This window comes from Bradyrhizobium sp. MI1.3 (assembly GCF_055811695.1).
Genome location: NZ_JBVVPQ010000033.1, coordinates 1 through 26,423, shown reverse-complemented (window position 1 = coordinate 26,423; position 26,423 = coordinate 1). Strand labels below are relative to the sequence as shown.

Genomic DNA, 26,423 nt, shown 5'->3' with positions numbered 1-26,423 from the left:
CAAGGCCGCCGCCGGCAAGGCACGCTGACCAGACGCCATGGCGGCCGAGGTGATCGAAATGGGGATCGTTGACGACCTTACGCTTTTCGTGGAGACGGTCAGGGCCGGCAGCCTTTCTGCTGCAAGCCGTAAGACCGGCATTCCGAAGTCCAGCCTAAGCCGTCGTATCGGCGATCTCGAGAGCCAGCTTGGCGTGCACCTGCTTTACCGGGGGCCGAGAAATTTCTCCGCAACCGAAGTCGGAATTTCGATCTATGAACGGAGTGAGCGGATCAAGGAGGAGTTAGATGCCATTAAGGCGCTGGCGGAGAGCTTTTCAAATCACCCGTCAGGCAAGCTCCGCATCTCTTGCCCGGCCGTGCTGGCCGAAAGTCTGGTTTCCGAATTCGCGATCGGATTCTCGATCGTGCATACCGACGTTCGCATCACCCTGGATAGCGCGGTCGGTGCTTTCGATACCGCGATCGGCGACTATGACCTGATGATTCACCCGGCGCGCGGGGACACCATGGCCGACTCCGAGCTGGTCCGGCAAAAGCTTGCCGCCGCAAGCTACCGGCTCGTTGCCTCGCCTGGCTTCATGAAGCCACTCGGAATGATCAACGATCCATCGGAGCTTCAGGACCGGAACGGAATTGGCTGGGCGGCAGACGGCCATCTGGCACGCTGGACGCTCGTCAACCGAAACGCAAACACGACCGAATTGAACGTCAATCTGAAGTTCAGCGCGAACAACCTCAACGTGATCAGGCAGGCGGCGTTGAGCGGCGCCGGCTTGGCACGGTTGCCGCTAACGATGTGCGAAGCCGACCTCGTGGAAGGACGTCTGGTGCTTCCGCTGCCCGATTGGGCGCCGCCTTCTGTTACCGTTTATGCTCTTTACCCTTCGCGGCGGTCATTAACGCTTGCCGGCCGCCTGTTTGTGGCCGGATTGGCTCGTCATTTGCAGGACAGGATGCCGGCAGCCTAACCGAGTCGTGGCGAACAGCCCGCGGCCGACGAGACCTGATCCGCAATCATCCTGGGAACGCGGCTTGCAACGTGTCGCTTATTGCTTCGGCTGGCGATCAACGGACAAGAGGTTGGGAACTCCCGCGGCTATGCGAGCTGCCCGTTGCGTCCTCCATCCCGCTGAGAGCCGCCTGTCCCGGATTCGGAATGCACGGTCCCATTCCTGGGTCTCGACAAGCCCCGAACGAAATCTTTTAACAAACGAATGCGCGAGACAACGTAGTCATCGGGGGATGAGCTTGACGAACAAGATGGATGTGATTGGAAGGGGCGATGCGGCAAGCGTCGCAAGCGCCTCTCCGGCTGTTTCCGAAAGTCTTCAGCCGTCCTTTCTCAAAACCTTGCTGTTGTGTTTCCTAGCGATATTGCTCGATGGCCTTGATACGGGCTCCATCGGAGTCGCCGGTCCGGCAATCGCGGCTCACTTCGGCGTGTCGACAGCGTCCTTGACACTGCCATTTATCATGACAAGCATCGGAGCCGTGTTAGGATATCTGGCTTCCGGCTATCTGGTGGCCCGATGGCGGGCCCGACGTGTGTTGATTTTCAGCGTGATTGGATTCGGGGTGCTCACCTTGGCAACACCCTTTGCGAGTTCGATTATTGTCCTGTCCATCCTCCGCCTTGTCACGGCCATAGGACTTGGCGCTGCACTTCCCTCGGCCGTGGCGATCGCGGTCTTGCAGGCACCCGTCACGCTGCGAGCTGCCGCCACGATCGTGGTCGGAACGGGACTTGCTGCGGGTGGGGCCCTAGGCGGTGCGCTTGGCGGCCTTCTGACCAGAAAGTATGGCTGGGAGTCACTGTTCTACTTCGGAGGCGCGCTTCCATTGTTGCTGTCACTTGTACTGTTGCGCTGGCTGCCTGCGTCAGATGAAGCCGATGCTGCGGCAACGGCGGCGGGCGACAAGCGTATGGCGGGAAATCTGAAGCTCATCTCAAACATATTTGCCGGTTCGCTCGGCGGTCGAACCGCAGGTCTCTGGGTCTTTTCATTTCTCATCTTCGCCGACGCCTATGCACTCATCTTCTGGCTGCCCCCGCTGCTGATCGGGTTCGGCTTTCCGGCCGCGGACGGCCAGTTCGCGGTCGGCTTCTTCAGCGCCGGCGGCCTCTTCGCCAATTTGATTGTCGTGCCGCTGGTGGGCCGCTTCGCCGTCACCAGCGTGATGAGGATTGCCGCGTCGACGGCTGGGCTATGCGTGACTGGAATCGCGCTTTGGGCGACGACGTCGTGGGTCTGGGCGCTGATTCTAGGTGCCGGCGCCGGGCTTATCGCCTGTTCGGTCGGCCAGTCGGCGCTGGCCGTCTCAATCTATCCCGCGCCATTGCGAACCAACGGCGTCGGCTTCTCTGCGGCAGCGGGGCGGATCGGTTCGATCGTCGGGCCTGCTTTCGTTGGTCTGCTGTTCTCGCTTGGCTGGTCTCCGAAATCCATCGTCTTGGCGGCGGCCGTGCCGATCCTGGCCGCGATTCTCGTGCTGTTGCTCCTCCCGCGATCGGTTCAGGGCAGTGAGCTTTGGGATGTTTCCGCAGGGAAGCAGGGCACCTGATCACATTTCGCGAGGTGCACCAAACAGGCATTGTCATGCAATGTTCAGGCTGCGCCCTTCTTCTACATGCCCTTCGCCTCGCTGCCGATCGACCGTGGACTTGTCGAAGCAATTAAGTGAGCGTGGAGCAAACGGAAGGTCTCAATGCGAAACGACGGCTCTGTAGCGCGAAAGTTCGAGCCTGCGGAAGCGGGCAGCATTCGAGACCCGGCCAATGTCCCTCTTATCCAAACACCAGGGGTCGGGAGTTAAGCTGCTCCCGGTACGAGAACAGCGCCTCCACGACGGTGGTTTAGCAACGTGGCGGTCTAGTGACTCGAATCCCCGACAGATCATGGCATAGTCTAATGCGCTTACCCTCGCAGGCCTCGGCTGCTCGGCCGCCAGTCCAAGATCCCAATGACGCCGAGCGCCGTTCTCCCTGGCTGCCGCCGCAACGAAATCGCAATGAATTGGACGAAACGAACGTGAACAAAACGGGTCGAAAAGGCCATCCAGATCAAGAAAAATCAACGACTTAGAAATTGTTCACTGCGTTCGGGACGCAGGGCATCCCTCAGTCAGATCGCAACTTGGACCGAATGTCGGTATCGGTGGTTGCGCCTCCCCGCAACCACTTTCATTATAACTCACTCACCGTCCCGGTCTAACCACCGGGACGGACTCAGATTTCTCTCAGGAACGTCTGATCGGTGCCTTTTACCCAAACGGACGTGACGACCCCGCGCGTTCTTGTTTTGGCTGCGCCGGCTAAGCCACAGCTTTCGAAATGGCATCCAGCAAGACATGCTGAGCGAACGGCTTGCGCAAATAGGCGATGCACCCGGCGTCCATCGCCTCACTGCGCGTGGCCTCGTCGTCGTTCGCGGTCATGAAGATGACGGGCCACTTCGATCCCGATGCCGTAAGCCGACGCTGCAGCTCAATTCCCGAAATTCCCCCGAGGTGAATGTCAAGCAGCAAGCAAGTTGCCGTCTGCACGCAGTCGCTCTCAAGCAACGCCTCGGCCGAGGCGAACGTACGGCTCTCGATGCCGTGGTGCGTTAACAGCCGCGCCACGCTCTTCAGAAGGCCCGGATCGTCATCGATCACGATCACGAATGTCTGCTGCGCCATCATATCCGTGTCCAGCCCTTAGGCCGTAGATGGCCCCCAAAAGGGGTCGGCCAAACGTTGATCTGGATCAATGGAATCGAGTCCGCAATGAACCTAAGACGAACGGATCGTGGCCTGTAGAGGCACTAGCGTAGGACTAGGCGCGAACGCAGGTGTGGCTTACGCATGTACACTTCCGCTGATCGCACTAAAAAGCGCAAGAAATGTCGCGAGGATCAACTCGCCAACCAGCAGGGAGATTGTCCCGGACAGCCAGCCCCATCGCACCAGTTTGAATTTCGAGAGCAGGGGCCCACAGCGCGAACGACATAGAGGCACAAAATAATGATCATGGCTGGCCCTCATCATTTGGTTGTGCTAGCGTTCCATTCGCGAGGAGGTTTCAAGAAATATCTAATATCGCCTCATAGCAACGTTTTTCACCGCGCCTAATTTCGATTCCACATACGCCGTCAGGCGTTTGATCCAGCTACGTTGCGCGTTCTCTTGCAAATGCGCGCCCAAGCTCGTGCATATGCGCTCCCTCGTGCGACCAAGCGCGAGTGCTTCAAGTCGTTCCGACGGTTTTTGACGGGGAATGATGTCATGCGTATCACAATATTGAATCAGATCTTCGGAATGCTGGCCGTGACCGCAACGCTGTGCGGGGGCGAAACAGCGCTTGCTCAAAACGGGGCTGCTCCGCCTTCCATGAAAATGATCGGCACGCCATCTGCTTCGGCCAAACCTGAAATTGTGCCCTCGCTGTTCGTGCTCAACTCCCGCGGCGCGACGTTGCAGGGCGACACTCTCACCTTGACCGGCGTAACACCCAGTTCGATCATATTCGCCGACCGTCCGGTAAGATCCGCAGGCCACCAGCCCACCGCTGATGTGATCGCAGAATGGGGATCGGGCGACGACAGCTTCGCCAAGAACCCGCCGAACGCAACCTTGTCCGTGTTCGGCAAGGACGGTTCGGTGAAGGACGCCGTCGTTGTGCTGAAAAACCCGAAGCTCGAAGGTGACAAGCTGACGTTCAACGTTCAGACCCTCGAGGGAGACATCACCGGCGCGGATGGTGGGGCAGCACTCTTTATTGATATCATCGGCCGGCCGTTCACGCCGATGTCGTTTGCCGGCGTCGCTCGCCGTTCGGCGTTTCGCGGCGCCATGTATGCCGGCGCCGCCGGTGCCGCCGCTTATGGAGCGGCTGCCTACCCTGCACCTTATGGCTACGCCCGTCCGGCCTGCGGCTATTATCCTTATCCACCCTGTTACTAAAACGAATGAATACACGGAGAGGCGCGCGCTTCCCCGCATTCAATCGACCGATTCACTTTCGATCCGCGACTGAAGGATCCTGAGCGGAAGCTGGAAACTTCCACTGGTGGTCAAGGTGAACTGAGACGGAGGCGTCATGACAATCGCCGATGCGATCTCGTCGTCGAGCCGCGAACAGCTGCTGGAGCGTTCGACCGATTTGGGCATGCTCTACGTCCCAGGCGGCACGTTCCGCATGGGTTCGGATCGACACTATCCGGAGGAGATGCCTGTCCATCGCGTGACGGTAGACGGATTCTGGATGGACCGTACGCCGGTGACCAATCGGCAATTCCGGCAGTTCGTCGAAGCGACGGGCTATGTCACTTTTGCCGAAACAGCACCGGACCCCAAGGACTATCCGGGCGCGCTGCCGCATATGCTCAAAGCGGGCTCCCTCGCATTTGCGCCGCCCAAGCGGCGCGTTGATCTGCGGAATTGGGGCGAGTGGTGGACGTTCAAATTTGGCGCCAATTGGCGGCGGCCTTACGGACCCGGCAGCTCGATCCGCGAACTGGACGAGCATCCGGTCGTGCATGTGGCTTTCAAGGACGCCGAGGCTTATGCCAAGTGGGCAGGCAAGGAGCTACCCACCGAGGCCGAGTGGGAATTCGCGGCGCGCGGCGGTCTCGACGGCGCGGAGTACGCCTGGGGCGACGAACTCATGCCCGGCGGACGCCAGATGTCCAACACCTGGCAGGGTGAGTTTCCGCACGAGAATCTGGCGACCGGCGGCTATGAGCGCACGTCACCGGTGACGGCGTTTCCGCCGAACGGCTATGGCCTCCACGACCTGATCGGCAATGTCTGGGAGTGGACGAGCGATTGGTACGTGGCGAAGCATAAGGCCGATGCGCTGAAAGCCTGCTGCATCCCGGAGAACCCGCGCGGCGGGCGCGAAGATCAGAGCTACGATCGCTGCACGCCCAATATCAAGATCCCGCGCAAGGTGCTCAAGGGCGGGTCGCATCTCTGCGCGCCCAACTATTGCCGTCGCTACCGGCCGGCGGCACGCCATCCCGAGCCGGTCGACACATCGGCAAGTCACGTTGGATTCCGCTGCATCAAACGAGAGGGCAAATCCCATGATCGATGAACAAAACAGGCTCCGATTGAAACAGAGGTGGCTGTTGGCCACCGGTCTTGCGAGCCTGCTCATCACTTTGCCGAGCCTCCTCGCAGTGACGGCAGCGGCCCAGCAAATTACGGGTACGCCGGGCACACCCGGCGCCACGATGACACTCGACGGCAAGCAGCTTCCGCCCGAGCCTCCGAAATTCGGTGGCGTGATCAAGGAGGATGCCACGGATTCCAAGCCATACTGGCCACCGTCGGTCGTGCCGCCTAAAGGCGCGCCAAACGTGCTGTTGATCATGACAGACGACCAAGGTTATGGCGTGTCCGGCACGTTCGGCGGCGTCATTCCGACGCCGAGCATGGATCGCATTGCCAACGCGGGCCTGCGCTATACCCAGTTTCACTCGACGGCGCTTTGCTCGCCGACGCGGGCAGCGCTGATCACCGGCCGCAACCACCATTCGGTCGGATTTGGCGTGATCGGCGAGATGTCCACCGGCTATCCGGGCTATGATTCCGTCATCGGCCCCGAGAGCGCGACGATCGGAACGATTCTTCGCGACAACGGATATGCCACGTCGTGGTTTGGCAAGAACCACAACACCCCGAGCTACCTGTACAGTGCCGCGGGCCCCTTCGATCAATGGCCAGTCGGAATGGGGTTCCAGTACTTTTACGGATTCATGGGCGGCGAGACCGACCAGTGGACGCCTTATCTCTTCCGCAACACGACTCAGATTTCTCCATGGCTTGGCAAGCCCGGCTACAACCTAATCACCGACATGGCGGACGAGGCCATCGGCTACATGAACAGCCTGAACGCGGCCGCGCCCGACAAGCCGTTCTTCGTCTATTACGTGCCTGGCGGCACCCATTCGCCACATCAGCCAAAGAAGGAATGGATCGACAAATTCAAGGGTAAGTTCGACATGGGTTGGGAGAAGTTGCGCGATCAAATCTTCGCCAACCAGAAGCGGCTTGGAGTCATCCCGGCGAACACCCAGCTCACGGCCTGGCCGGATACCCTGCCGAAATGGGACTCGCTCTCATTGATACAAAAGAAGCTGTATGCGCGCGAAGCCGAAGTGTTTGCCGGCTACGCGGCCTATACCGACAACGAAATCGGCCGCGTCATCCAGGCGGTCGAGGACATGGGCAAGCTCGACAACACGCTGATCATCTATATCAGCGGCGACAACGGTACTAGCGCCGAGGGTACGCTTGAGGGCACCCCGAACCAGATGACGGCCTACAACGGCGTTCTGAAACTCCCTGAGGCCGAGCTGATGCTACATTATGAGAATTGGGGCTCCGACAAGACGTACCCGCATATGTCGGTGGCGTGGTCATGGGCATTCGATACGCCCTTCATGTGGACCAAGCAGGTGGCCTCGCATTTCGGCGGCACCCGGCAAGGCATGGCCATCTCGTGGCCCGACCACATCAAGGACGTCGGCGGTCTCCGCAGCCAATTCCATCACATCATCGACATCGTACCGACCATCCTAGAGGCCGCGGGCATCCCGGCGCCGACGACGGTGAATGGCATAACGCAAAAGCCCATCGAGGGCATCAGCATGGCCTATACGTTTGACCGGGCCAACGCCAACGCACCGTCAAAGCGCGATACGCAGTATTTCGAGATGTTTGCAAATCGCGGCATCTACCACGATGGCTGGTATGCATGCACGACGCCGCCTGCGCCGCCATGGCTTCTGGGAACGGCAAAGCTGCCTGACATCAACAATTACAAATGGGAGCTTTACAATATCGCCGAGGACTTCTCGCAATCCAACGACCTCGCAGCCAAGAATCCCGACAAGCTGAAGGAGCTGCAAGCAGTGTTCATAAGTGAGGCTGCAAAATACCAGGTCTTGCCGTTGGACAATTCGGTCCTGCCGCGACTCGTCACGCCGCGTCCGAGTGCGACCGCCGGGCGAACTGAATTTACCTACAAGGGCGTAAATCCCGGCATCCCCGCCGAGAACGCACCCAGCATCATGAACAAGGACTACAAGATCACCGCCGATATAACGGTCTCAAACGGTGGCGCTGAAGGAATGATCGTGACCCTCGGCGGCCGATTCAGCGGCTATGGCCTCTATCTGCTGAAGGGCAAGCCGGTCTTTGTCTACAACATGCTGGATTTGAAACGCTACCGCTGGGAAGCCGGCGTGGGCGCGCGGGACTGGTTGGGCTCGGCGCTGAAACCGGGCAAGCACACCATCGTGTTCGATTTCAAATATGACGGGCCGGGCTTTGGCAAGGGTGGCACCGGGGTACTCTCGGTGGACGGCAAGGAGGTTTCCCGCCAGTCGATCCCGCACTCGATTGCGTTCCTGATGGCGATCGACGAGTCCTTCGACGTCGGCCTCGACAGCCGCACCGGAGTGGATGACAGCTACAAGCTGCCGTTCCAGTTCACCGGGAAGATCGACAAGCTGACGTTCAAGCTTGGACCAACGCAGCTGTCTGGTGATGATCAAAAGCTTATGCGTCATGCACTCGAAAAAGCGAGGGACTGAGCGAGACAAGCTCACACAATGCTTGCCCTACATCTTGGACAGAATAGACTGAGCAGCGAGCACGTGCGCGAAATATAACCACACAGCTTTTACATGGAGTGCTGGCGGTGGATTCTTCATTCGGCGCGTTGGATGCGTTCGCGTTTGTCGTGTTTGCTGTTCTGATCCTTGTTGGCGTCATCATTGTCGTCAATCTGGGCAAACTTCCAGGTCAGCTCGCACACAAATGGAATCATCCGCAGGCCGGCGCGATCAATGCCATGAGCTGGATCGGGATCGCGACCGGCGGGTTGCTGTGGCCGGTGGCGTTCATATGGGCGTTCACGACGCCCTTTGGCACCAAATCCCCGGTCGGGGACGGGAGACAGCCGGGTCGCGCGGCTGAATCCGAGGTCGCAGCAGCGCCTTTAGCGGTACTGCGCAAAGCTCCGGACAAGGAGACGCGCCCGTGATCGCATTTCTGATCATTGTCTACGTTGCCGTCGTTCTCGTGCTGTTCAAGGTGCTGCGCATCAAGCCCACGGCTTATATAATCGCAGGCATGATCGTGGCTGGCGTATTCATGATCGGCGGCGTCGTGGTGGTCTGGACGCAGTCGGCGCCGATTACGGACAAGATGGTCACCAGCCAATACGTGGTGCAACTCGTCCCTTACGTCAAAGGGCAGGTCAAGACGATCTACGCGCAGGCAAATCAACCGTTGAAAAAAGGTGATCTGCTGCTGGAGGTCGATCCGGCTCCCTACCAGTACACGGTCAACCAGGTCGAGGCGCAATTAACGGCAGCGAAGGCAAACGTAAAACAGGCCGAGGCTGCGCTCACGACCGCAAACGCAGCGATACCGAATGCGCAGGCCACTCTCGCGAAGGCGAAGGCTGCGGACGAACTGGCCAAGACCCAGGAACAGATTGCGCTCAACATTCAGCGCGCGGACAAAGCTGCCATTAGTCAGCTTAACGTAGCCAAGGCGACGCAAGAACGTCAGGAGGCGGACGCCGCCGCTCAACAGGCCGAAGCGGGCCTCGCGCAAGCGCAGGCTTCGGCTCAACAGGCTGCCGCCGCGTTGGTGACGGCCCAGAGCAATGTTCCTGCTGTCGAAGCTCAACTGGACGACGCGCGCTTTAACCTCTCGCAGTGCAAGATGATGGCACCTGGCGATGGCTACGTCACGAATTGGCAGGTGCAGGTCGGAACCATGCTGGTGCCGCTTCCGCTTGCCCCTGCTGGAACATTCGTCAACGTGTCAGATACCGCGGTCGCCGCGGTGTTTCCGCAGAACTGGCTTTCGAATGTCGAACCGGGCGATGAGGTGGAGATGGTGCTCAATCCCTACCCGGGCCGTCTGTTCCTTGGAAAAGTGGACTACGTGATTCCGGCCACTGGAGGCGGTCAGTTCACAACCAGCGGCACAATCCCGAACGCGGCCCGGATCGGATCCGACGGGCTTTATGCGGTGCGGATCAATTTCAGCGACGATGCCGTCGCCCACAAGCTGTCCCTCGGGTCAGGCGGATCGGCGGTAATCTACACGCAGAAGGGCAAGGCCACGCATGTCATTTCGAAGGTCGCGATCCGGATGAAGAAGTGGCTGTTGTACGTCGTGCCCACTGTGGAAAAGCCGCCATCGTAACGTGCAGTGCGACAATGAAGGGATACAGTCAGGTCAACGTGCGTGGGGAGCGAAAGCCTTGGAGACGCAGCATCGGGCACCATTTGGGCGGCGGCATAACGTCGGCGCTGATCTTGGCTGGTCATTTCATCGGTTGCTTGTGGCTGTGCTTCTCCTGCCAACTGCGGCATGTACGATTGGGCCGAATTTTACAACACCTGTCGCTCCGCTTGCCGAAAAGTTTCGCGGCGCAGACAATCGCTCGGTTAAATCCGGCCCCCTTGAGTACGTACACTGGTGGACGGGCTTTCATGACCCGATCCTCAACAAGCTGATCCAGATTGCGTATGGCCAAAACCTGACGCTGGAGAGCGCAGGGACTCGGGTGCTGCAGGCACGTGCGGCGCTGGGAATAGCTATCGGCATAACTTATCCGCAGGTGCAGCAAGGCGTGGGCTCGGTCATCTACAATCGAACCAGCGCGGCGACGCCGCTGGCCGGTCCGAATGCGACGCCTGCATATTTCTGGACCGATGCTCTTGCTGCGCAGGCAGCTTGGGAGCTGGACTTCTGGGGCAAGTTTCGCCGCGGTGTTGAATCCGCCGATGGCGTGTACCTGGCGTCGATCGCGACTTATGACGGCGTTCTGGTGTCGCTTCTCGCCGATGTTACCGCAACTTATATCGGTATCCGCACAACGGAGCAGTTGATCGGAATTGCACGGGCCAATGTCCGCAGGCAGGAACAGGCGCTTAGCATCGCAAAGGCAAAGTTCACGGGCGGCGGGACTTCAGAGCTTGACGTCTTCCAGGCGACAAACGTCCTCGAGCAGACACATGCGGCAATTCCCCAATTGACGATACAATTGCAGCAGGGGCAAAATGCGCTCTGCGTCCTGCTTGGCGTTCCGCCGCAGTCCCTCGGTATGATGCTTTCACGCTCGGTAGGGCGAATACCATCGCCACCTCGCACAGTCGTTGTTGGAATCCCTGCGGATTTGTTGCGCCGCAGACCGGACGTCCGCGCCGCTGAACTCGCCGCGCTGGCGCAGAGTGCGCAGATTGGAATTGCCACGACGCAGCTCTATCCGGCCATCAGCATCACGGGCACGTTCGGCGGTTCGGCCAGTACTGCCAACGGCCATACCCTTGGCCAAGTCGTCAGTTGGAAGGGCGTGGCGTATGCTGCGGGCCCGTCGTTTCAATGGAATCTGCTGAACTACGGGCAAATCACCAACAACATTCGTTTGCAGGATGCCAAACTTCAGCAGTTGCTGATCGACTATCAGAACGCCGTGTTGAGTGCCCAGCAGGAGGTGGACAACGGTCTTGCGGCATATCTGCAATCACAGAACCAAGCCGCGTATCTGCGTCGCAGCGTTGACGCGGCAAATGGTGCCCTCAGAATCGCGCTTGAGCAATATGAGCAGGGTGCGACGTCATTCACCACAGTACTGACCGCGGAACAGAATCTCTTTCAGGCGCAGAACAGCCTGGCCAGCGCAACGGCCAGCGTTCCGCTCGGCCTCACCGCGGTGTTTCGGGCCCTCGGCGGCGGGTGGCAGATACGGGAAGGCGGCAACTTCGTGAGCCCGGCAACGGTTGACCAGATGCGTGCGCGAACGGACTGGGGCAACTTGCTTCCGCCCGCGAATGCGCCGCAACCGCCGGCGCCGGGCCTGCCAGGTTCTGAGGACATCGGGCCGACAGTCCGGCCTCCGGAGTGGTGATTGTCGCTGGCGAAAGCGTCGCATCTTCGGAGATGCCGATGTCCGCTACTAGCCGATTTTGTTGAATAAGTTTTTTGAGGTGACGAACGAAAATGTTCAGGACGCTGAGGCGCGTCTGGAGTGACGGATATGATGTCGATAAGATTGCCGCTCTGGCTTCGCTTTCTCCTGCTCATCGGCGTCGCTGGCTTTGCGGCGGGCGCAGGTCTCCTTGCGTATCGGTACTACACTCGCCCGGTAACGCTGACCGTGGCGGTGGGCTCGATCGACGGCGAGGCCGCCAAGGCAATGTCCGCGATGGCAAGCGAGTTCGTTTCAACGAACGCGCCGGTCCGGCTCAAGGTCGTCGACAGCGGCACCGCGCTTGAGGCCGCTGCCGCTTTCTCCGCGGGTAAGGTAGATCTCGCTGTGGTTCGCGGCGATGTCGGCGACTTGTCCCAGGCGCAAGCCGTCGTCGTCGTCAGCCACATGGTCGTACTGATCATCGCGCCGCCGGGATCGTCCATCGATAGCATTGCCAGCTTGAAGGGACGCACGGTCGGTGTGGTCGGCGGAGCAGCGAACGCCAAGATTGTCGATGTGTTGACCAAGGAATATGATCTTGCGAGCGCAAAAGTTGTATTCAAGAACGTTGCTTTGACGGATGTCCGGCAAGCCATTCAGTCAAAACAGGTCAGTGCCCTGCTTGTCGCCATCCCGCTCGCCGAAAAATACCTCTCGCTCGTTCGCGGATTTTTTCAACTCGACCATAAAAAGGTCCCGATACTGATCGCAATCGAGTCCGCGGGGGCAATTGCAGAGAATGAACGCGCCTTTGAAAGCTTCGACGTCCCAAAGGGCACGCTGCGGGGATCGCCGCCGGTCCCGGATGATGACCTGACAACCCTGAGGACCTCGCTGTACCTGGTTGCGCAAAAGAAGCTCGGCACTGATCTTATAACCAGCCTCACGCAGGCGATCATGAGCGCCCGCAGGAATCTTCTGCGCGAGCAGCCGATTTTCGCGCAGATCACGGCGCCCAGCACCGACCAGGATGCCTACCTTCCGCTGCACCCTGGCGCGGCAGCCGTCTACAACAGCACCACGCAGAGCTTCATGGATGAATACGGCAACTGGATCTATTTGACGCCGATGGTACTGGGTGGTGCGATTACCATGCTTGCGGCGGCGTGGAAATTCCTGGGTATCGGCAACCGTGCAACCGAAGGCCCGCTCGACTCTCTCTACGCCCTGGCGCGCCGGATTCGGAAAGTCGATACGGAGGCTGAGCTTTCGGATATCGAAGAAGAAATCGACGGCCTTCTAAAGGCGGAGCGTGCCAAATCCGCTGGTGGAGACGAGCGCGCGGTGGATGATGCCACATTGACCGTGGCAGCGCACCGGCTGGAGAGCTTGATTCACGACCGACGCACATTGATCGCTACGGGACCCGCAGTTGCCTCCGCGGCCAAGGCGACACACCGCTAAGCCGCAACACGCCGCGGTACCGCGATTGCTGGAACCCACAGAATAACCACCCAAGGGGAAAGCCGTCATGAAACATCTGATGATTTCCGTAGTCCGGCCGGTCCGGTCGCCGCGCCGCGGGCGTCCGTTGTTCGGCGCAGGGTGTACTGATGAGGGGCCACGACGCGTCAGGATACCCCGTCAACGATACGCGGCAGAGACCGAGGCTGCGCTCAGGCGAACGAGCTTGAACGGCCTGTCAGGCTCGTCGCTCTGTTGTTAAACTGGACGACCAACAGAGAGACGGCCGCTGCCTCGCGAGACCGGTGAATCATGAATGCAATCGCGTTATCGTGCATCACGTTTGTATGCATCTCAGGCGGCGCCTTGCTCGGTATGTTCCTTCCTGGGCATCACCTGAGCCCTGATGACAAGGATGTGGTCAGGCTGGGCACGGGCCTCATCGGGACGATAGCCGCGCTTGTGCTCGGGCTGCTGATCGGCTCGGCGAAGGGCTCCTACGACACGCAGAGCACTCAAGTCACGCAGATGACGAGTAATGTTGTCGTGCTCGACAATCTCTTGGCGGAGTACGGACCGGAGACGAACGACCTACGCAATCTATTGCGGCGCAGCATCGTTGTATTAGCCGATCGAATGTGGCGCGAGAAAAGTTCCGAGGTTGCCAGGGCGAACCCCTTCGAGGCGAGCGCCGCAAGCGACGCATTCTTTGCGAAGCTTCAGCAGCTTTCGCCGCAGAACGATTCCCAGCGCTCCCTGCAAGCCAGGGCCATACAGATCGCCACCGACATTGCGCAAACCCGCCTGCTGCTGTTCGCACAGACGAACAACTCGATCCCGATGCCGTTCCTGGTGGTGCTGATTTTCTGGCTCACCATCATCTTTGGAAGCTTCGGCCTGTTTGCCAAACCCAGCGCAACCGTTTTCGGCTCGCTGTTCGTTTTTGCACTGTCGGCTGCCGGGGCGATCTACCTGGTCCTGGAGCTGGGTCAGCCATTTGCGGGTTTGATGCAAATTTCCAGCGCGCCGCTGCGCAGCGCCCTCACGCCGCTCAGTCCCTGAGCCATTCGCATGATCGGGATGGCAGCCCAGAGCAAGCCCCGACCGCTATCGCGGTTGCCGCGACCTGCTGCAGCGGCTTTTCGAATTGATCAAGATGCGCGCTGTGCTGAGATGTCCGAATCTGCCCCAATGCGAAGTGCAGCGATGTCCGTTACACTTCCGTTACTGGGTGAAAAGCGGAAGTGAAACCGGCTATCTCAAACCCGTAGATGATGCGGTGTACGGCGCCCCCAACACCGTCCGATTGTCATCCGCCCCGCTGGTCGACGCACTGTTTGCAACGGTCGCACTAACAGCGCGACGGCGGTCGATCGATGCATCGGCGAGCAGTACACGTGCGGAGAAATCGCGGACCGGCTGAGGCGTGAAGCACGGTCTCGGAGAAGGGACCAACGGACGAATGTCGTCTCGGTAACCCGACGTTGTAGTAGCGACGCTGCGACAGACCGCTGCGCCGCCATCGACCACCACTCGCATCTGGCTTTGTTCTGGAAATGTTTTGGACCCATCGGAGACTCTCCACTGCCGCAGAGAGCCCGAAATGGAACGAGAACACACTTTCGAAAAGTCGTGCAAGATCCGGACGCTTACGATGCCTCGAAGCCTGGGAGTGACGGCTCTTCAAATCGGGCTTCGAGAAACCGGTGCACGGGGATAACGCGGCCGTGGCCGAATCTGGAGCCTGATGCAACGACTTTGGTGGTCGTTGGCACAATGGAGTGCTCCGATGAAAAGTTACGTTCGATTGGACGACGGTCTTGAGGAAACCAGTCTTTGCGTTGTCGACAGCGAAGGCCAAACGGTGCGCGAGATGAAGGTTAGCACGGAGCCGGAGGCGATCCGCTGCGCTCTTGAAGGCTCCGCGGATCGCCTCGATCGCGTCGGTGTCGAAGCATCGTCGCTGGGCATCTGGTTGTGCCGCGAACTACAGCCAGCCGGGGTCGCGATCGTTGTTGTCGAACCCCGCCATATGCGCGTTTCGCGGTCGACGATGCGCAACAAAACTGACCGAAACGACGCGCGTGCCATAGCGCAGACGATGCGATGGGGATGGTACCGGGCGGTCCACGTTAAGAACATCGGCATGCAGAAGACGCTCACTTCTGGCCAACGGGAAGCTCTTCAAGCGCAAGCTGATCGATGTGGAGAATCACATTCGTGGCAGGCTGCGGCGTATGGCTTGCTGATGGGAGCCGTTGGTCGTGGGAGCTACGAAGCACGCGTCCGAGAGCTCCTCGAGCACAGCGATTCGATATTTTCTGTGATGATTAGGCAATGCTGGATGTGCGGCGGGCGATCTTCGAAGGCGATGAAAGGCTGCATCGCGTGCTTCTTCAGGTGGTTCAGCATGATACGGTTTGCCGCCGTTTGATGACGGATGCTTGGGCGTCGGCCCCGTCGCCGCCCTTTCGTTTATAGTGGGAGTAGATGATCCCCGACGCTTTGCGCGATGTCGAACGGTTGGAGCTCATTTTGGCCTGACGCCGAGACGTCACCAGTCTGGAACGTCGATCGACTATGAAGGACGGATCAGCAAGCAGGGCGACGTAACCGTTCGCGAGGCGCTATGCAAGGCGGCTGCAAGCCTTCTGTTGCGGGTCAGGAAATGGTCGGCATTGCGGGCGTGGGGCCTGCGGATCGCCAAACGGTCGAGCATGTTGTGCGCGATCACTGCGGTCGCGCGCAAGCTCGCGAGCATCCTGCATCGGATGTGCGTCAGTGAGACCGACTTCCACATCGGCTTCGGTGCCAAGGTTACACGGCGGCTGTGATTGAAGCCGGTGCAGTAACTGCTGCACGGATTACAAGGAATTGGCGCTGGCGTTGCGTCCAGAATGTCGGCCGCCGCCCTTCGGGGACGGCCGGACTGCTTCGACAGCCCTGTTTACGAACGCGATGAAGAGCATGCGGTGGCCCAGGGTGCTGAACGCGAAGGAACGCATGGACCCGCCTGGTGAATGCAGATGATGATCGCGCTGATGGCAAACGCTGCGCGCAATCGAAGCAGCGAGATAAGTAGTACTGCTTGTTTGGAGAAATCGCAAAAGGCGTAGGCGGGAGTTGACTTTCACGCCCGATTAGGAAGGCAAATCGGGCTTCGAGAAACCGGTGCACGGGGATAGCCGCGGCGGACGTCATCGCCGGCGCTGCGGTACGGGGACATGGTGGTTATCGCGACGGGCAAGCCGCGGCGCTGCCGCCGGTTCCCTCAATCGATGAGGTTGCGTCAGGTGAGATCTGGCAGGGCGCCGTTCACTGAGATGGTGTTGTTGGTCATCTGTGTTGGTTTCCGCTAATACCGGTTGCGGACGATGTGGTGGCGAGTTTTTCGTAACAGCAGTCTCCACGGGTCGTGAAGGCGATGCCGACTCCCGGTCCAACCAGAGCTACAGGTTGGTCACGTTATACCGAGACATAGGTCCGCCATGACGTCGTCCAAGCGGCGTTTGAGGGCTCTCGGCATTCGCTGCTCCGGCCAGGCTGCTCACCGGTTGGATGACGCGCCGCGTATGACATCGTTCCGGCAACGCGGACTTTCCCGGTCGAGGCAGCCCAACTGACCCGTTTTCGAAGGCGCAAAGCGGAGGGAACGATAACGCGACAATATCTTTGACTCGGTGGACCACCGCCCGCCGTTTGAGAACGGCGCCTGTAGCGGATAACCAAGGGCTCAAAGGCCCGCTGCTCAAAAACATGCGCTCGCGCGGATAGCCAAAGGCGGTGGTCCCGTTCCGAGCGGTGAAAGAACCAGCTTGAAAAAACCGGCAAAAACGGGCGAAGAACTCGACGCGGCGATCAAGCTGGAGATGGAAGACATCTGCGAGTTGCCCACGGATATCACCGTCTCGGTCGTCCCCTGTCAGGATACTTGGAAGGTCGCGATCATGACGGACGGACAGCGGGACGCGGGGCGGTCCGAGATGATCGAAACGATCGCAGACCGGCTGCGGACCGAATTCGACTTGAAAAGCTGAACAATCGGCTCTACCGCCCGGGTCATCCGGCACGTCGCCAAACTTGCTGATCACGGTTGCGTCTCCGAAGTTGCCCGTCGCCAGATCTCCGCTGCGGCTGAAGGCCAACCGCGCCGACAATGCCGAGCTTCCGCGAAAGCGCCTCAGCTTTCATAGGCGGCGTTCGGGTTGACGTATTCGACCGCCTCGCCGGCGGCAATGCCGTCGTCGGCGGCCACGAAGTGCAGGGCGACGCAGTAGGTGACCTCGGACACCCGATCGCGATTGCTTTCCACCACGAAAATTTTGTATCGCACCATGCCAGTCCTACCCAAAGGGACCGCTACCGTAATCCGATGGCGGTCTGACGTCGCGCAAAAGCGAAAGGGAGTGCAGTCGTGCGGAACCGTTGTACGTGCGGTTGAGCTCCAGGAGGAGTTGTTCTTGAGAGCTGCGGCAGGTTTGCACCTCGCGCGGACAGCGTCGTTCCCCTAGTCCGCCCCTAGCCGATCTGTAGAGCGCCGCAGAAAAAGCTGGATGTGGACCTCGAACGGACGATCAGCGGAAGCGTCTGACGCCGCGGTCCAACTTAAGAGGAATTTGCTACCGAATTGACGGCTTGGGCAATGACGGCAGGATCTGCATACGTCACCATATGTCCTGCATTCGAAACCAGATGAAGCAGGGAGCGATGCAGCGCCTGATGTAGATTTCGCGCCTGTGTGGGTTCTATCACTTGGTCCTCTGTTCCGTGGAATATGCGTATTGGCAGCCGATGCGTGAATAGCAAGCTTGGAATTGCACTGCAGTTGGAACGAGGAGTGCACTTTCCTCCGCAGCCGCTCTCAGTTGTTTGGGCCTGAGCGTTAGAGAAGCTGGAAATTCATTCTTAAACGTTTGCGGGACAGAACGGGGCGCGAAAATTTGCGAATGGTCCCGGGCAAGATGGCCCACGAAATGATCGGTGCGACAGTGTAACTCACCAAGTCGCCCAACACCGGTACGGCCGAACCCGACATCAGCCATACGTCCCATCGCACGGTCGGGAAGTAGTACCCGGACGCAAGCACAAGTGCCCCGGATGGGACAATCCTTTCGCAGGCTGAGAGTGATCGCGACAAGAGCGCCTCAGGAATGGCCCAGCACCACAGGATCGCGAACCCCGAGTTGATTTAGCGCCTTCGCCAGCAAAGCGGCTTGAGCTGCTGCGGTCCAGACTCGGAGCCGCGGCCGTTGACTATGCCCGAAGCCTGGACGGTCGAAGCAGACCACATGATTGCCTTGCGCAAGAAGGTCGACAAGCCCGTTAGTCGTGAAATCCTGGATCATGGATCTGTTGCCATGGAACAGCACGACGCAAGGAGCCGCAGGATCACCCCGCTCGATATAGTGGAGACGCACACCCGCGCATTCGAGGAACTTGCCGACTGGCGGATTCTTCCACTCCGCCAGTTTGGAGAAGCCGACGGTACCGATGGCGAGAAGTACGAACAGCGAAGCCGCGATGAGCAATACGGTTTCCGCAGTAGTCATGACTGAGCCTTGATGACGCGGGTTCGGCAACATCGTGAAGCCGAGCGGTGCCGGACCTATGAAGCCAATTCACAAAATAATTGGAAGTTGAAGCGCTCGTTCCTGCGCGTGATCCCGGAGCATGATTAAAGTTGCCTCGCCCCGGAACGGGCAAAAAGCGAGCACGTTTGCTTGCCTAGGATCGCACTTGTGACGGACACGCACAGGACCCGATCTCACCAACAATAACATCGATGGAGCAACAAAAATGGCCAATGCACGCCCGGAGGAAAAGCCTACTCAAAATGCTGAAGAGACAATCCGACGCGCTGGCGAAAGGAGCACTGAGCAAACCAGACGGATCGGATTAGCCGCGGCTGAGGCCGGCGAGGAGGTGGCTCAAGCTAGCAGCCATTTGCTGCAACAAAATGCCGAGATGCTGAAAAACACTTGGCGTCTTGGCGTCGACATGGCCACGGCGCTGTTGGGTCGCTCCACTGACCAGCTTGGCCGAACACTCGGTGTGACAGGTGACGAAGCGCAGCGGGCAACGGAACGCTCCGCCCGCAACGCCGAAGCCATCATGTACTCTGCCACAGCTGTCGCAAAAGGCGTGAATGGTGTCTCACGCGAGTACTTCGATTTCGTGCGACAGCAGATGGAACTGAGCATGGACCGCATGAATGAACTCTGGCGCTGCCGAACTCCTCACGATCTCGCAGTCGTGCACACCGATCTAGTGCGCGACACGATCAGTAGCGCCTTAGATACTAGCCGTCGGATTGCCGACATGTCCCTCAAGGTGGCTGACGACGCCGGAAACCATATAAGTCAGACCGTCGAACGCATGAAGCGTGCTGCCTAGCTGGAGCTGCCGCTTCGGTGGCGCGAGCGGCCGAGCCGCTCGCGCCTTGCAGAGAACCTGCCAATGGCAACGATACTGACATTTCAAAATGGCGCTGTTTTCATAAGAACAAAGACAGCTAGACGAGGTTAGAGAGCAAACCCGCGAGGTGAGATCATGCGCCGATCAGATATGGCTTCCATCCTGCTCCTGGTCTTTGGTTTGGTGCCCCTGGCTGCCTCTGCTCAGCAAACAGCACCAGATCCCAACGAAGTCCCGGCCCAAGTCCGGCCGGAGCGACCATCACCACAGTCAGGCCAAGGCCAAACGCAAACGGCTCCCGTCCAGCCAGAGCGGACACCGCAGCAATCAGATCAAGCGCGCGACTCAGACCGTCAGAGCGCCGAGGACACACGGGTCAACCGAGATTGGACGGCCCGGCGGCAGCGTAGCGAGGATCGAATGGATATGGACCGTATGCGTCAGCGACAGATGGGCCGTATGATGGAGCAAGATGAGGATCATCGAACCACCGGCCGAAGCTGGCGTCGCAACGATGACGATATGGACCGCGGTTCTAGATATGGGTCAGCGGACCGCAGCGAAGGCCGCTACTATAACGAAATGCGGCCTCATGCTCGCGTCAAGACCTGCATTGAATATGAAAACGGCGACGAGTTCTGCCGGTACCGAGATTGAGGCGGTACTTGGAACCTGCCGCGTGCTGCGTCGGCGTTGCCCATACGGTCCGGTGTGATCTCCTGGGCATCTTGCGGCGCAACTTGAAGCTCGGCACAAGTGTAATTCAGCACACACCTGTCGTTCGCCGCACGATCATGGTGCGGGAGCGCGTCCAGGGAGGTGCCGGCGACCGGATCCGCTGGATCGTCTGCTCCGGTTCGCCGTGATGGCCGTGTCGGCCATAAGACGGTTAATTTTTCCTGTCGCCGATTTTGGCGAGTTGAACCGCCCTGCCAGAAATCGCGGTCCAGAGCTGCAACAGCAATTGAAGGCACTTAACTTCGCGCTACCAATCGTCTTCCTCACTGGCTACGAAGAGACTTCCTCACCAAGCCGGTTACACCGGAGCAGTTGCTCGGCGCCATTGAACAGGCAGGGGCCCGCCACGCAATTATGCTTAACGCGCGACGCGGGCTGCAACAGATGCAGGCGCTGCTGGCGACACTGACTGCGCGTGAACGGCAGGTATTCGAGCTTGTCGTGCGCGGAAGACTCAACAAGCAGATCGCGTCTGAATTGGGAGCGACGGAGCGGACAATCAAGGCACATCGTCATCGAGTGACGGAGAAGATGAAAGTGCGGTCTCTGGCAGAGCTGGTCACGATAGCTCAGCGGCTCGGATTGCTTGCTTAACGAATGTGGCCGCGATGAACGTGCTCTTCCAACTTAGACACCGCAAGGTAGCAAAGGCCAAGAAAATCATAACCACAAAAAAGCCCCGGCGTGCCGGGGCTTTGGTTTGCGAAGATGGGGGATCAGTATCTGGCCGCGACCGGTGCGCCGTATCCACCGAAGCGGTAGTTCAACCGAAGCGTGACCATATCCACATCTTGGCTGACGCCGCTGCCGGTGAGGACAAACCCTCCGGGAGTGACTACGCCTGCGAAGCCGGCATTATCACGCCCCATCCAGAGATGGTCGTATTCGATACCGAACGACCAGTTGGGCGTGAAGCCGTACTCCCAGCCCACGCCGAGGGCGCCGCCCCAGCGCGTGTGGCCAGCCGATGCCAGGCCGACCCCGGTGACGTTGTTGAATATATCGAACCGATTGCGCGTCACGGCGCCGCCGCCCTTCACGTAAAACAGCGAGGCATTCCACGCCCAACCGAGTTGCGCCGTGAAGAGCCCGATGGCGTCAATCTTACCGGTTGTCGAAATCAGCGGGTCGATCAGACTGACGCGCGTGTTCTTGATTTCGGCCCAATCTCCTTGCGCTTCCAAACCGAGCACAAATTGATTGGTTTGCCAGCGGTACCCGATCTGTCCGCCAGCGAGGCCCCCGGAGCGATCCGCGCAACCACCTGCGACTGTACCTGCGGGCGTCACGAAATCCACACAACCGTGGCTTTGCCCCCAACCGCCGTTGGCGCCGATGTAGAAACCGGTCCAATCATAGATCGGCGCGACCACCGGGGGCGGGGCCTTGACGTAAGGCTTAGCCGCCAGATCAGCCGCTGATGCAGGTGCCGCCATGCTCACGGCCAGCAAAGCCACGCCACTCAACCAAATCTTCTTCATTACTTGCGCTCCATCCACGTTTCAGCCCAAACGACGCCGGTTCTTTTGCTGTCCGGAATTCCAGCCTTAAGGTAGCTGATTCAATCAGCAGGCGGTGTGCCTAGGCTGCAACAGCCGGGAAAATTCGGCAATACGCGCGCTTCAGTTGTGTCAGCGCTATTGACCGATCAAACTAAGGATCCAAGTCTTCGAGGCTGCGCCCGCGGTGTCGCCAGTTGGCCCAAACGTGAAGTGCACGATCTCCCCTAGTCGGATCGCGGGGGAAAAGCGGACGTTGCACAGAATTCGCGGCCGGTCTTACTGCGCTAGAAATCCGACTACGACAACCAGTGCCACAATGCTTCCGAAAATTAGCAGTGCCGGGAGGGATTTTCGGGTCATTGGCCTCGTCGTATGGCGCGCAGCCGATTGACCGGGTTGAGGTCCAAGCGGTCTCTGGGACCGCACGAGTTTGCCCTCTGTCGTAGGCGTTCGAGCCTTTGGTTCCGGAGCCGCGCCTACGCCTCCCATCTCGCTGTAATAAGCGCTGTAGACCTCGCGAACGGCTAGAGCGGTGGACTCGGCCTCGCTCATTGTCTCGAGCCGAGTTTGATAATTTGTCGGAAAGCTTTGGGCGCTGGACGGCAGGTCGTCCACTCCTCCACATTCAAACGACTATCGCATTGAAGCTTCGTTCTAATTCTGGCTCGATAGTGAGTGCGCTACCGCCTACCTACGGTGCCAACCTACGGGTCATCGAAAAAACTGCCAAGACGCGCAGCATGGTGTGACAATAACGCATTTTTCTTATCGGCCTGCGACCGCGAATACCTGGAGCGATGTTGGTTCAATGCCAGCATTGGGCGAAGCTGGAGGCCGGAACGCTGGAGAGCGATGGGGTGTGAAAATGAAAGCTGCCCCGCCTCAATTGGCGTAGTTGCAATGTACCGAACAACGCTCGTCGGGCGGATCAGGCTGTATGTCGAAGAGAACTTACATAATGCTTGAAGAAGTGATCAAGCTTCACTGGTTCGCCGGTATCTCGCCAGAACAGTTTTTTACCGAGGCTGGCCGCCACCGCGAGGCGGTGGTGGCCGCCGATTAAAGTATGATCATCCGATGCTATGGCGATGACTTCGCCGTCTTCGTCCATGATTTTCATGTGCCGCCTCGAATTCAGCGCCCCGGTCAGCGCCGCCGCGATGGTGCGCAATGTATCTAACCTCTTGCGCGCTCTGGGCGTTCCAACCCATGAAGATCACAGCGGCGGCCATCTGCGGCTTTTGACGCCGGCCCTTATGCACGAGTGAACGCAGCCAGTGCGCCAGCCACTTCGCAACCCACGCCGGTTCGGCGCGCGGATGATGCGTCGGCTGGGAACAGTGTCAGGTGTAATCGCTTGGCAGTCATCAGTCCTTTCAACTCTTGCGAGCTACGATCACCGAGCTGGACGTTTTCGGCAGGGAGACTGCGACTGTAACCGACAACAATGCCGACCTTTCGAGGGAGTTTGCCACTCTTCGAAAGCATGGCGACCGCAGCAAGGCCCTGGCGGGGGTGCAGCAATGAGCGAGGTTGTCCAATTCCCCGGAGCCCAGCTGCCTGCCGCCGGGTATTCCGAAGAGCATATCGAAACTCCACTCGCTGGCGTTCCGTGATTTGGAAGGACGGATTTCCGACTGCGAGAGCATGGCCCAGATCGCCGCGCAACTGATGTGCAAGCACGCCAGCGGTTACGGCAAGCTCGTCTTTGCGGTGTGCAACACGGGACGAATGCTGAAGGCGCTCATGGCCGACTACTATGCCGCTTGGCACAACGAAAAGCCGATCGAGCCATGAAGCGCCGGCAGCGAATGAAGAAGCGCGACCGGCAGCGGCTGAGGACGCATCGCCGAAAGGGGCCACGTTTTGCGGCTAGAAAACAAACCGCCGCTGTCGCCGTAATCGGCGACGCATCGCCGAGACACCTGTGACTTTTGAACGTTTGCCGACTTTTCGTTCCTCGGCTTGCTCAACCCGGCTGCGAAGGTTCTGAAGCTCTGTCAGCTGAGATCTTAGAAACCAAACGCGTTCGTGCAGAACCGTCATGCGGTTGTGCCCCTGACCACGCCTACTCATCAACGCCCCTTATTATGAATATTTAAAAACCACCGTTATCAGGCCGAGAGACATAAAATGATCTATTAAGTTCAACTAATAGTAGCTCAGGTTTGTGAAAGTGCTGTGAAATACTTCACTTTCGCGGAAAAAGACGTGTCCTTGAGCGGTTTCATTTGCTTGTAAGGTGGGCACCAACGTCGGCGGATTAACCACGCGGTCTGGTTTAATTTTAATGAGACAATAATACTGCTTGTTACCCTGGGCCGGGCAGATCAACGTGCAGATATTGCCGTTTTCCGGGCTCGGCGGGATCGGAAAACGTAGAGGTGCAATCGCGATCGCTGCGATCGCTCGATTGGAAGTTACCTCTTCATTTGGAGAATCTCGCCATGGTCGAACGTCGGGCAATGGAGCGGATACCGATCAACCGGGCGGCGCGGCTATCGTTTGGTGGATTGAGTGGGACCCATCCGTGCGTGGTGCGCGACATCAGCACCCTGGGAGCCTGCATCTCCACGCCGTACTACATATTCGCCAGCGAATTTGCGCTATCGTTCGACGAACATTCCGAAACCTTCACCTGCCGCGTCATGTGGAGGAAGGAGACACTTTGCGGCGTGTGCTTCGTCCTGCGCCGCAGCTCGCCGAAATTGGCGAATGATTGCAGCAACACCACAACGTGGTGCGGCTTGACTACCAATCATGTGCTGCCGCTCTGAGCATCCTTCGCTCATGTTTCGACATAAGTCTCGCGTGCGCTGAGAAGCGATTGGATAGGGCGGCCGTTTTGGGTGTTGGCCAATCGGCAAAGTCGCGCCCCTCCACGAGGTCCGCTCACCGAGGCATGACGGACCAGATTTGCTCACCTTGAGTTTTTCGCATCCTGACCCATTGCGGGCTCCAGCGTGTCGACGCGCCCTGAACGCGGGCATCGTCTTGTGTTAAATCAAGGCGTCACGATCCATTGTGTGTAGGCAACAAGTGCCACGCTGCTGAAGCAATGTCGCGGAACGCAAGCAGGTCGTCGCCGAAGGGTCAATTTCTCAACGAGGATCAGGCGCTAAGAAACCACAAAAAAGTTCCAATGCTGGAACCTAATTTTCCGTTGTTTCCTCTGTTAAAGGGAGCAAGATATGAAACCGTCTAGGGACACCTTGGCGCAGATGTCCATCGACCAGCTTTGGGATCTCTACCGCCAGACCGAGGCCATTCTCCCAGGAAAACTTGCGGCGAAACAAAAGGCTCTAGAAGAGCGGTTGGCTAAGCTCGGCGGCGCGGTTGGGTCTCTTACGCGGCAAACTGTTCGCGCCCGACGGCGCTATCCCAAGGTCCTTCCAAAGTATCGAAACCCACTAAATGGATCGGAGACTTGGGCCGGACGCGGTAAGCAGCCTCGCTGGGTAACAAACCTATTGAAGTCTGGAAAACGGATCGATGACTTACGTATTGATCGGACCGCGACGTAGCCCGTTCAATGCCGGCGTTGGATTTCCGCTTTCCTAACTTGCTCTCGGAGTGCTTGCACTTCGTCCCAAAGTTTTTCGAGGTCGGTTGCTGATGCGTGCTTTCGTTTCAGCCTCTCAAGCTCAGCAGCCAGGATCAGTAGGTCCGGCGTAACACGCTTTTGCTTCTTTGAAGCCCGGACCTTTCGTCCCATCTGGGAACAACTCCGCAAGCACTAATCGGCCTCCCGCACTGTAGCAAGTATTGTGCCGTGTCGGATGTATGGTGGATGAACGAGAGATCGTTCAGCTCGGCCCTATGGATCACCCCAAGTGCAGCCGCGCAGGGCGCCTGCCATGTCGTCCGTGCTATGTTGCTTTCCGGGCATCGAACGGCGGCAGGATGCTTGATAGGTCGAGATAGCGATACGGCATACTGTGCGTTACCTGTGATCCGCGAGAAAGCCAGCAACGAAGGTCCGGTTCTGGTCCCTAAGCCGAAGAGCAGTTCAGCCGCCGTGATGTCCGCTATCGCTGGGATTGTGTTGCAAAAGTCGAAAGTTGCAGGGTTCAAGATTTTTCGCGAAACCACTACGCAGCGAGCGACCGCTGATTCGTATGACCTCAATCGCGTTACCGAAGTCGCCTGTGAATTTTGCGTGAGGCCGTGAGGTCCCCCGCATCTTGTACGCGAAAGTCGCGCCCACGGCCCGCGGATAATTTTGGTCATCGGCGAAAAACGACTTTTGCAACAATATCGCTGGTGAACCGGACGCCGAGCTGAACTTGGCTCGCCAGCCGCTTTTGTGAAGGGTTTCGGATGCCGGCCCCATGACGGTGTTGCCGCGCACACGGGGGCCGGCGTCCGAAAGCCTCCAAA

24 protein-coding genes are annotated in these 26,423 nt (G+C 58.9%); 18 read left to right on the top strand and 6 right to left on the bottom strand.

Annotation, left to right across the window (positions count from 1 at the left end; translation table 11 throughout):
* The first annotated feature begins 37 nt into the window (after positions 1 to 37).
* Entirely contained in the window at positions 38 to 970 is a 933-nt protein-coding gene (locus AC0L3A_RS23270) for a LysR substrate-binding domain-containing protein (protein WP_473255283.1), read from the top strand.
* Between the two features lie 280 nt (positions 971 to 1,250).
* Positions 1,251 to 2,564, top strand: a complete 1,314-nt coding sequence (locus tag AC0L3A_RS23265) for an MFS transporter (protein ID WP_473255282.1) — start codon at positions 1,251 to 1,253, stop codon at positions 2,562 to 2,564.
* A gap of 750 nt (positions 2,565 to 3,314) precedes the next feature.
* Here the strand turns inward: AC0L3A_RS23265 and AC0L3A_RS23260 are convergent.
* Complete coding sequence (locus AC0L3A_RS23260; RefSeq protein ID WP_473255281.1) at positions 3,315 to 3,683, bottom strand: response regulator transcription factor; 369 nt, start codon at positions 3,681 to 3,683, stop codon at positions 3,315 to 3,317.
* 582 nt (positions 3,684 to 4,265) lie between these two features.
* Between AC0L3A_RS23260 and AC0L3A_RS23255 the strand changes: the two genes are divergently transcribed.
* The 11 genes from AC0L3A_RS23255 (at position 4,266) to AC0L3A_RS23205 (ending at position 17,426) form a co-directional block, all read left to right on the top strand.
* The gene (locus AC0L3A_RS23255) at positions 4,266 to 4,943 is read left to right on the top strand and encodes a hypothetical protein (protein WP_473255280.1); all 678 of its coding nucleotides are present in this window, start codon (positions 4,266 to 4,268) and stop codon (positions 4,941 to 4,943) included.
* A gap of 136 nt (positions 4,944 to 5,079) precedes the next feature.
* Positions 5,080 to 6,078 (top strand): formylglycine-generating enzyme family protein, encoded by a 999-nt coding sequence (locus tag AC0L3A_RS23250; protein WP_473255279.1) that lies wholly within the window; start codon positions 5,080 to 5,082, stop codon positions 6,076 to 6,078.
* A complete protein-coding gene (locus AC0L3A_RS23245; protein WP_473255278.1) occupies positions 6,068 to 8,584 on the top strand; it encodes an arylsulfatase in 2,517 nt (838 codons plus the stop codon). The genes AC0L3A_RS23250 and AC0L3A_RS23245 overlap by 11 nt, the downstream gene beginning before the upstream one ends.
* A 107-nt stretch (positions 8,585 to 8,691) precedes the next feature.
* Positions 8,692 to 9,036, top strand: a complete 345-nt coding sequence (locus tag AC0L3A_RS23240) for a DUF3302 domain-containing protein (protein ID WP_473255277.1) — start codon at positions 8,692 to 8,694, stop codon at positions 9,034 to 9,036.
* The gene (locus tag AC0L3A_RS23235) at positions 9,033 to 10,214 is read left to right on the top strand and encodes an HlyD family secretion protein (protein ID WP_473255276.1); all 1,182 of its coding nucleotides are present in this window, start codon (positions 9,033 to 9,035) and stop codon (positions 10,212 to 10,214) included. Before AC0L3A_RS23240 ends, AC0L3A_RS23235 begins: the two co-directional genes overlap by 4 nt.
* Positions 10,215 to 10,272: 58 nt before the next feature.
* The gene (locus AC0L3A_RS23230) at positions 10,273 to 11,922 is read left to right on the top strand and encodes an efflux transporter outer membrane subunit (RefSeq protein ID WP_473255275.1); all 1,650 of its coding nucleotides are present in this window, start codon (positions 10,273 to 10,275) and stop codon (positions 11,920 to 11,922) included.
* A 129-nt stretch (positions 11,923 to 12,051) separates the two neighbouring features.
* Positions 12,052 to 13,389 carry a TAXI family TRAP transporter solute-binding subunit gene (locus AC0L3A_RS23225; RefSeq protein ID WP_473255274.1) on the top strand — a complete coding sequence of 446 codons (1,338 nt, stop codon included), beginning with the start codon at positions 12,052 to 12,054 and terminating at the stop codon, positions 13,387 to 13,389.
* Between the two features lie 312 nt (positions 13,390 to 13,701).
* Positions 13,702 to 14,451: a bestrophin-like domain gene (locus AC0L3A_RS23220; RefSeq protein WP_473255273.1), complete on the top strand. Its 750-nt coding sequence runs from the start codon at positions 13,702 to 13,704 to the stop codon at positions 14,449 to 14,451.
* Between the two features lie 727 nt (positions 14,452 to 15,178).
* A complete protein-coding gene (locus AC0L3A_RS23215) occupies positions 15,179 to 15,823 on the top strand; it encodes an IS110 family transposase (protein ID WP_473255272.1) in 645 nt (214 codons plus the stop codon).
* Between the two features lie 10 nt (positions 15,824 to 15,833).
* On the top strand, positions 15,834 to 16,223 hold the full coding sequence (locus AC0L3A_RS23210; protein ID WP_473255271.1) for a transposase: 390 nt from the start codon (positions 15,834 to 15,836) through the stop codon (positions 16,221 to 16,223).
* 981 nt (positions 16,224 to 17,204) lie between these two features.
* Positions 17,205 to 17,426, top strand: coding sequence for a hypothetical protein (locus AC0L3A_RS23205; RefSeq protein ID WP_473255270.1), 222 nt, complete (start codon positions 17,205 to 17,207; stop codon positions 17,424 to 17,426).
* A 143-nt stretch (positions 17,427 to 17,569) separates the two neighbouring features.
* On the opposite strand, the gene AC0L3A_RS23200 is transcribed toward AC0L3A_RS23205, so the two are convergent.
* Both AC0L3A_RS23200 and AC0L3A_RS23195 read right to left on the bottom strand, forming a co-directional pair.
* The gene (locus tag AC0L3A_RS23200; RefSeq protein WP_473255269.1) at positions 17,570 to 17,725 is read right to left on the bottom strand and encodes a hypothetical protein; all 156 of its coding nucleotides are present in this window, start codon (positions 17,723 to 17,725) and stop codon (positions 17,570 to 17,572) included.
* Positions 17,726 to 18,533: 808 nt separating this feature from the next.
* Positions 18,534 to 18,938, bottom strand: coding sequence for an alpha/beta fold hydrolase (locus AC0L3A_RS23195; RefSeq protein WP_246649563.1), 405 nt, complete (start codon positions 18,936 to 18,938; stop codon positions 18,534 to 18,536).
* Positions 18,939 to 19,185: 247 nt separating this feature from the next.
* Between AC0L3A_RS23195 and AC0L3A_RS23190 the strand changes: the two genes are divergently transcribed.
* Positions 19,186 to 19,782, top strand: coding sequence for a phasin family protein (locus tag AC0L3A_RS23190; protein WP_354171681.1), 597 nt, complete (start codon positions 19,186 to 19,188; stop codon positions 19,780 to 19,782).
* A gap of 1,143 nt (positions 19,783 to 20,925) precedes the next feature.
* Positions 20,926 to 21,135: a response regulator transcription factor gene (locus AC0L3A_RS23185; protein ID WP_473255268.1), complete on the top strand. Its 210-nt coding sequence runs from the start codon at positions 20,926 to 20,928 to the stop codon at positions 21,133 to 21,135.
* A 122-nt stretch (positions 21,136 to 21,257) separates the two neighbouring features.
* Here AC0L3A_RS23185 and AC0L3A_RS23180 read toward each other — a convergent pair whose 3' ends face one another.
* Together AC0L3A_RS23180 and AC0L3A_RS23175 are read right to left on the bottom strand one after the other, a co-directional pair.
* Positions 21,258 to 22,022, bottom strand: coding sequence for an outer membrane protein (locus AC0L3A_RS23180; RefSeq protein ID WP_473255267.1), 765 nt, complete (start codon positions 22,020 to 22,022; stop codon positions 21,258 to 21,260).
* A gap of 949 nt (positions 22,023 to 22,971) precedes the next feature.
* A complete protein-coding gene (locus AC0L3A_RS23175; RefSeq protein ID WP_473255266.1) occupies positions 22,972 to 23,214 on the bottom strand; it encodes a hypothetical protein in 243 nt (80 codons plus the stop codon).
* 476 nt (positions 23,215 to 23,690) lie between these two features.
* Between AC0L3A_RS23175 and AC0L3A_RS23170 the strand changes: the two genes are divergently transcribed.
* From AC0L3A_RS23170 to AC0L3A_RS23160, 3 genes are all read left to right on the top strand, one after another.
* Entirely contained in the window at positions 23,691 to 23,840 is a 150-nt protein-coding gene (locus AC0L3A_RS23170) for a hypothetical protein (RefSeq protein ID WP_354171679.1), read from the top strand.
* 650 nt (positions 23,841 to 24,490) lie between these two features.
* Complete coding sequence (locus AC0L3A_RS23165) at positions 24,491 to 24,820, top strand: PilZ domain-containing protein (protein ID WP_009859189.1); 330 nt, start codon at positions 24,491 to 24,493, stop codon at positions 24,818 to 24,820.
* A gap of 414 nt (positions 24,821 to 25,234) precedes the next feature.
* Positions 25,235 to 25,567, top strand: coding sequence for an H-NS histone family protein (locus tag AC0L3A_RS23160; RefSeq protein WP_009859190.1), 333 nt, complete (start codon positions 25,235 to 25,237; stop codon positions 25,565 to 25,567).
* A gap of 485 nt (positions 25,568 to 26,052) precedes the next feature.
* On the opposite strand, the gene AC0L3A_RS23155 is transcribed toward AC0L3A_RS23160, so the two are convergent.
* Positions 26,053 to 26,423: hypothetical protein (locus AC0L3A_RS23155; RefSeq protein ID WP_473255265.1), on the bottom strand; the 371-nt coding region annotated here is incomplete at its 5' end.

What these genes read in the sequence shown, in the direction of transcription:
- AC0L3A_RS23270 (WP_473255283.1), top strand. Translation starts at nt 38, where the DNA reads ATGGCGGCCGAGGTGATCGAAATGGGGATCGTTGACGACCTTACGCTT.
- AC0L3A_RS23195 (WP_246649563.1), bottom strand. Translation starts at nt 18,938, where the DNA reads ATGACTACTGCGGAAACCGTATTGCTCATCGCGGCTTCGCTGTTCGTA.
- AC0L3A_RS23180 (WP_473255267.1), bottom strand. Translation starts at nt 22,022, where the DNA reads ATGAAGAAGATTTGGTTGAGTGGCGTGGCTTTGCTGGCCGTGAGCATG.
- AC0L3A_RS23170 (WP_354171679.1), top strand. Translation starts at nt 23,691, where the DNA reads ATGGCCCAGATCGCCGCGCAACTGATGTGCAAGCACGCCAGCGGTTAC.
- AC0L3A_RS23245 (WP_473255278.1), top strand. Translation starts at nt 6,068, where the DNA reads ATGATCGATGAACAAAACAGGCTCCGATTGAAACAGAGGTGGCTGTTG.
- AC0L3A_RS23185 (WP_473255268.1), top strand. Translation starts at nt 20,926, where the DNA reads ATGCAGGCGCTGCTGGCGACACTGACTGCGCGTGAACGGCAGGTATTC.
- AC0L3A_RS23250 (WP_473255279.1), top strand. Translation starts at nt 5,080, where the DNA reads ATGACAATCGCCGATGCGATCTCGTCGTCGAGCCGCGAACAGCTGCTG.
- AC0L3A_RS23200 (WP_473255269.1), bottom strand. Translation starts at nt 17,725, where the DNA reads ATGGTGCGATACAAAATTTTCGTGGTGGAAAGCAATCGCGATCGGGTG.
- AC0L3A_RS23220 (WP_473255273.1), top strand. Translation starts at nt 13,702, where the DNA reads ATGAATGCAATCGCGTTATCGTGCATCACGTTTGTATGCATCTCAGGC.
- AC0L3A_RS23190 (WP_354171681.1), top strand. Translation starts at nt 19,186, where the DNA reads ATGGCCAATGCACGCCCGGAGGAAAAGCCTACTCAAAATGCTGAAGAG.
- AC0L3A_RS23255 (WP_473255280.1), top strand. Translation starts at nt 4,266, where the DNA reads ATGCGTATCACAATATTGAATCAGATCTTCGGAATGCTGGCCGTGACC.
- AC0L3A_RS23215 (WP_473255272.1), top strand. Translation starts at nt 15,179, where the DNA reads ATGAAAAGTTACGTTCGATTGGACGACGGTCTTGAGGAAACCAGTCTT.
- AC0L3A_RS23160 (WP_009859190.1), top strand. Translation starts at nt 25,235, where the DNA reads ATGAAACCGTCTAGGGACACCTTGGCGCAGATGTCCATCGACCAGCTT.
- AC0L3A_RS23225 (WP_473255274.1), top strand. Translation starts at nt 12,052, where the DNA reads ATGATGTCGATAAGATTGCCGCTCTGGCTTCGCTTTCTCCTGCTCATC.
- AC0L3A_RS23165 (WP_009859189.1), top strand. Translation starts at nt 24,491, where the DNA reads ATGGTCGAACGTCGGGCAATGGAGCGGATACCGATCAACCGGGCGGCG.
- AC0L3A_RS23260 (WP_473255281.1), bottom strand. Translation starts at nt 3,683, where the DNA reads ATGATGGCGCAGCAGACATTCGTGATCGTGATCGATGACGATCCGGGC.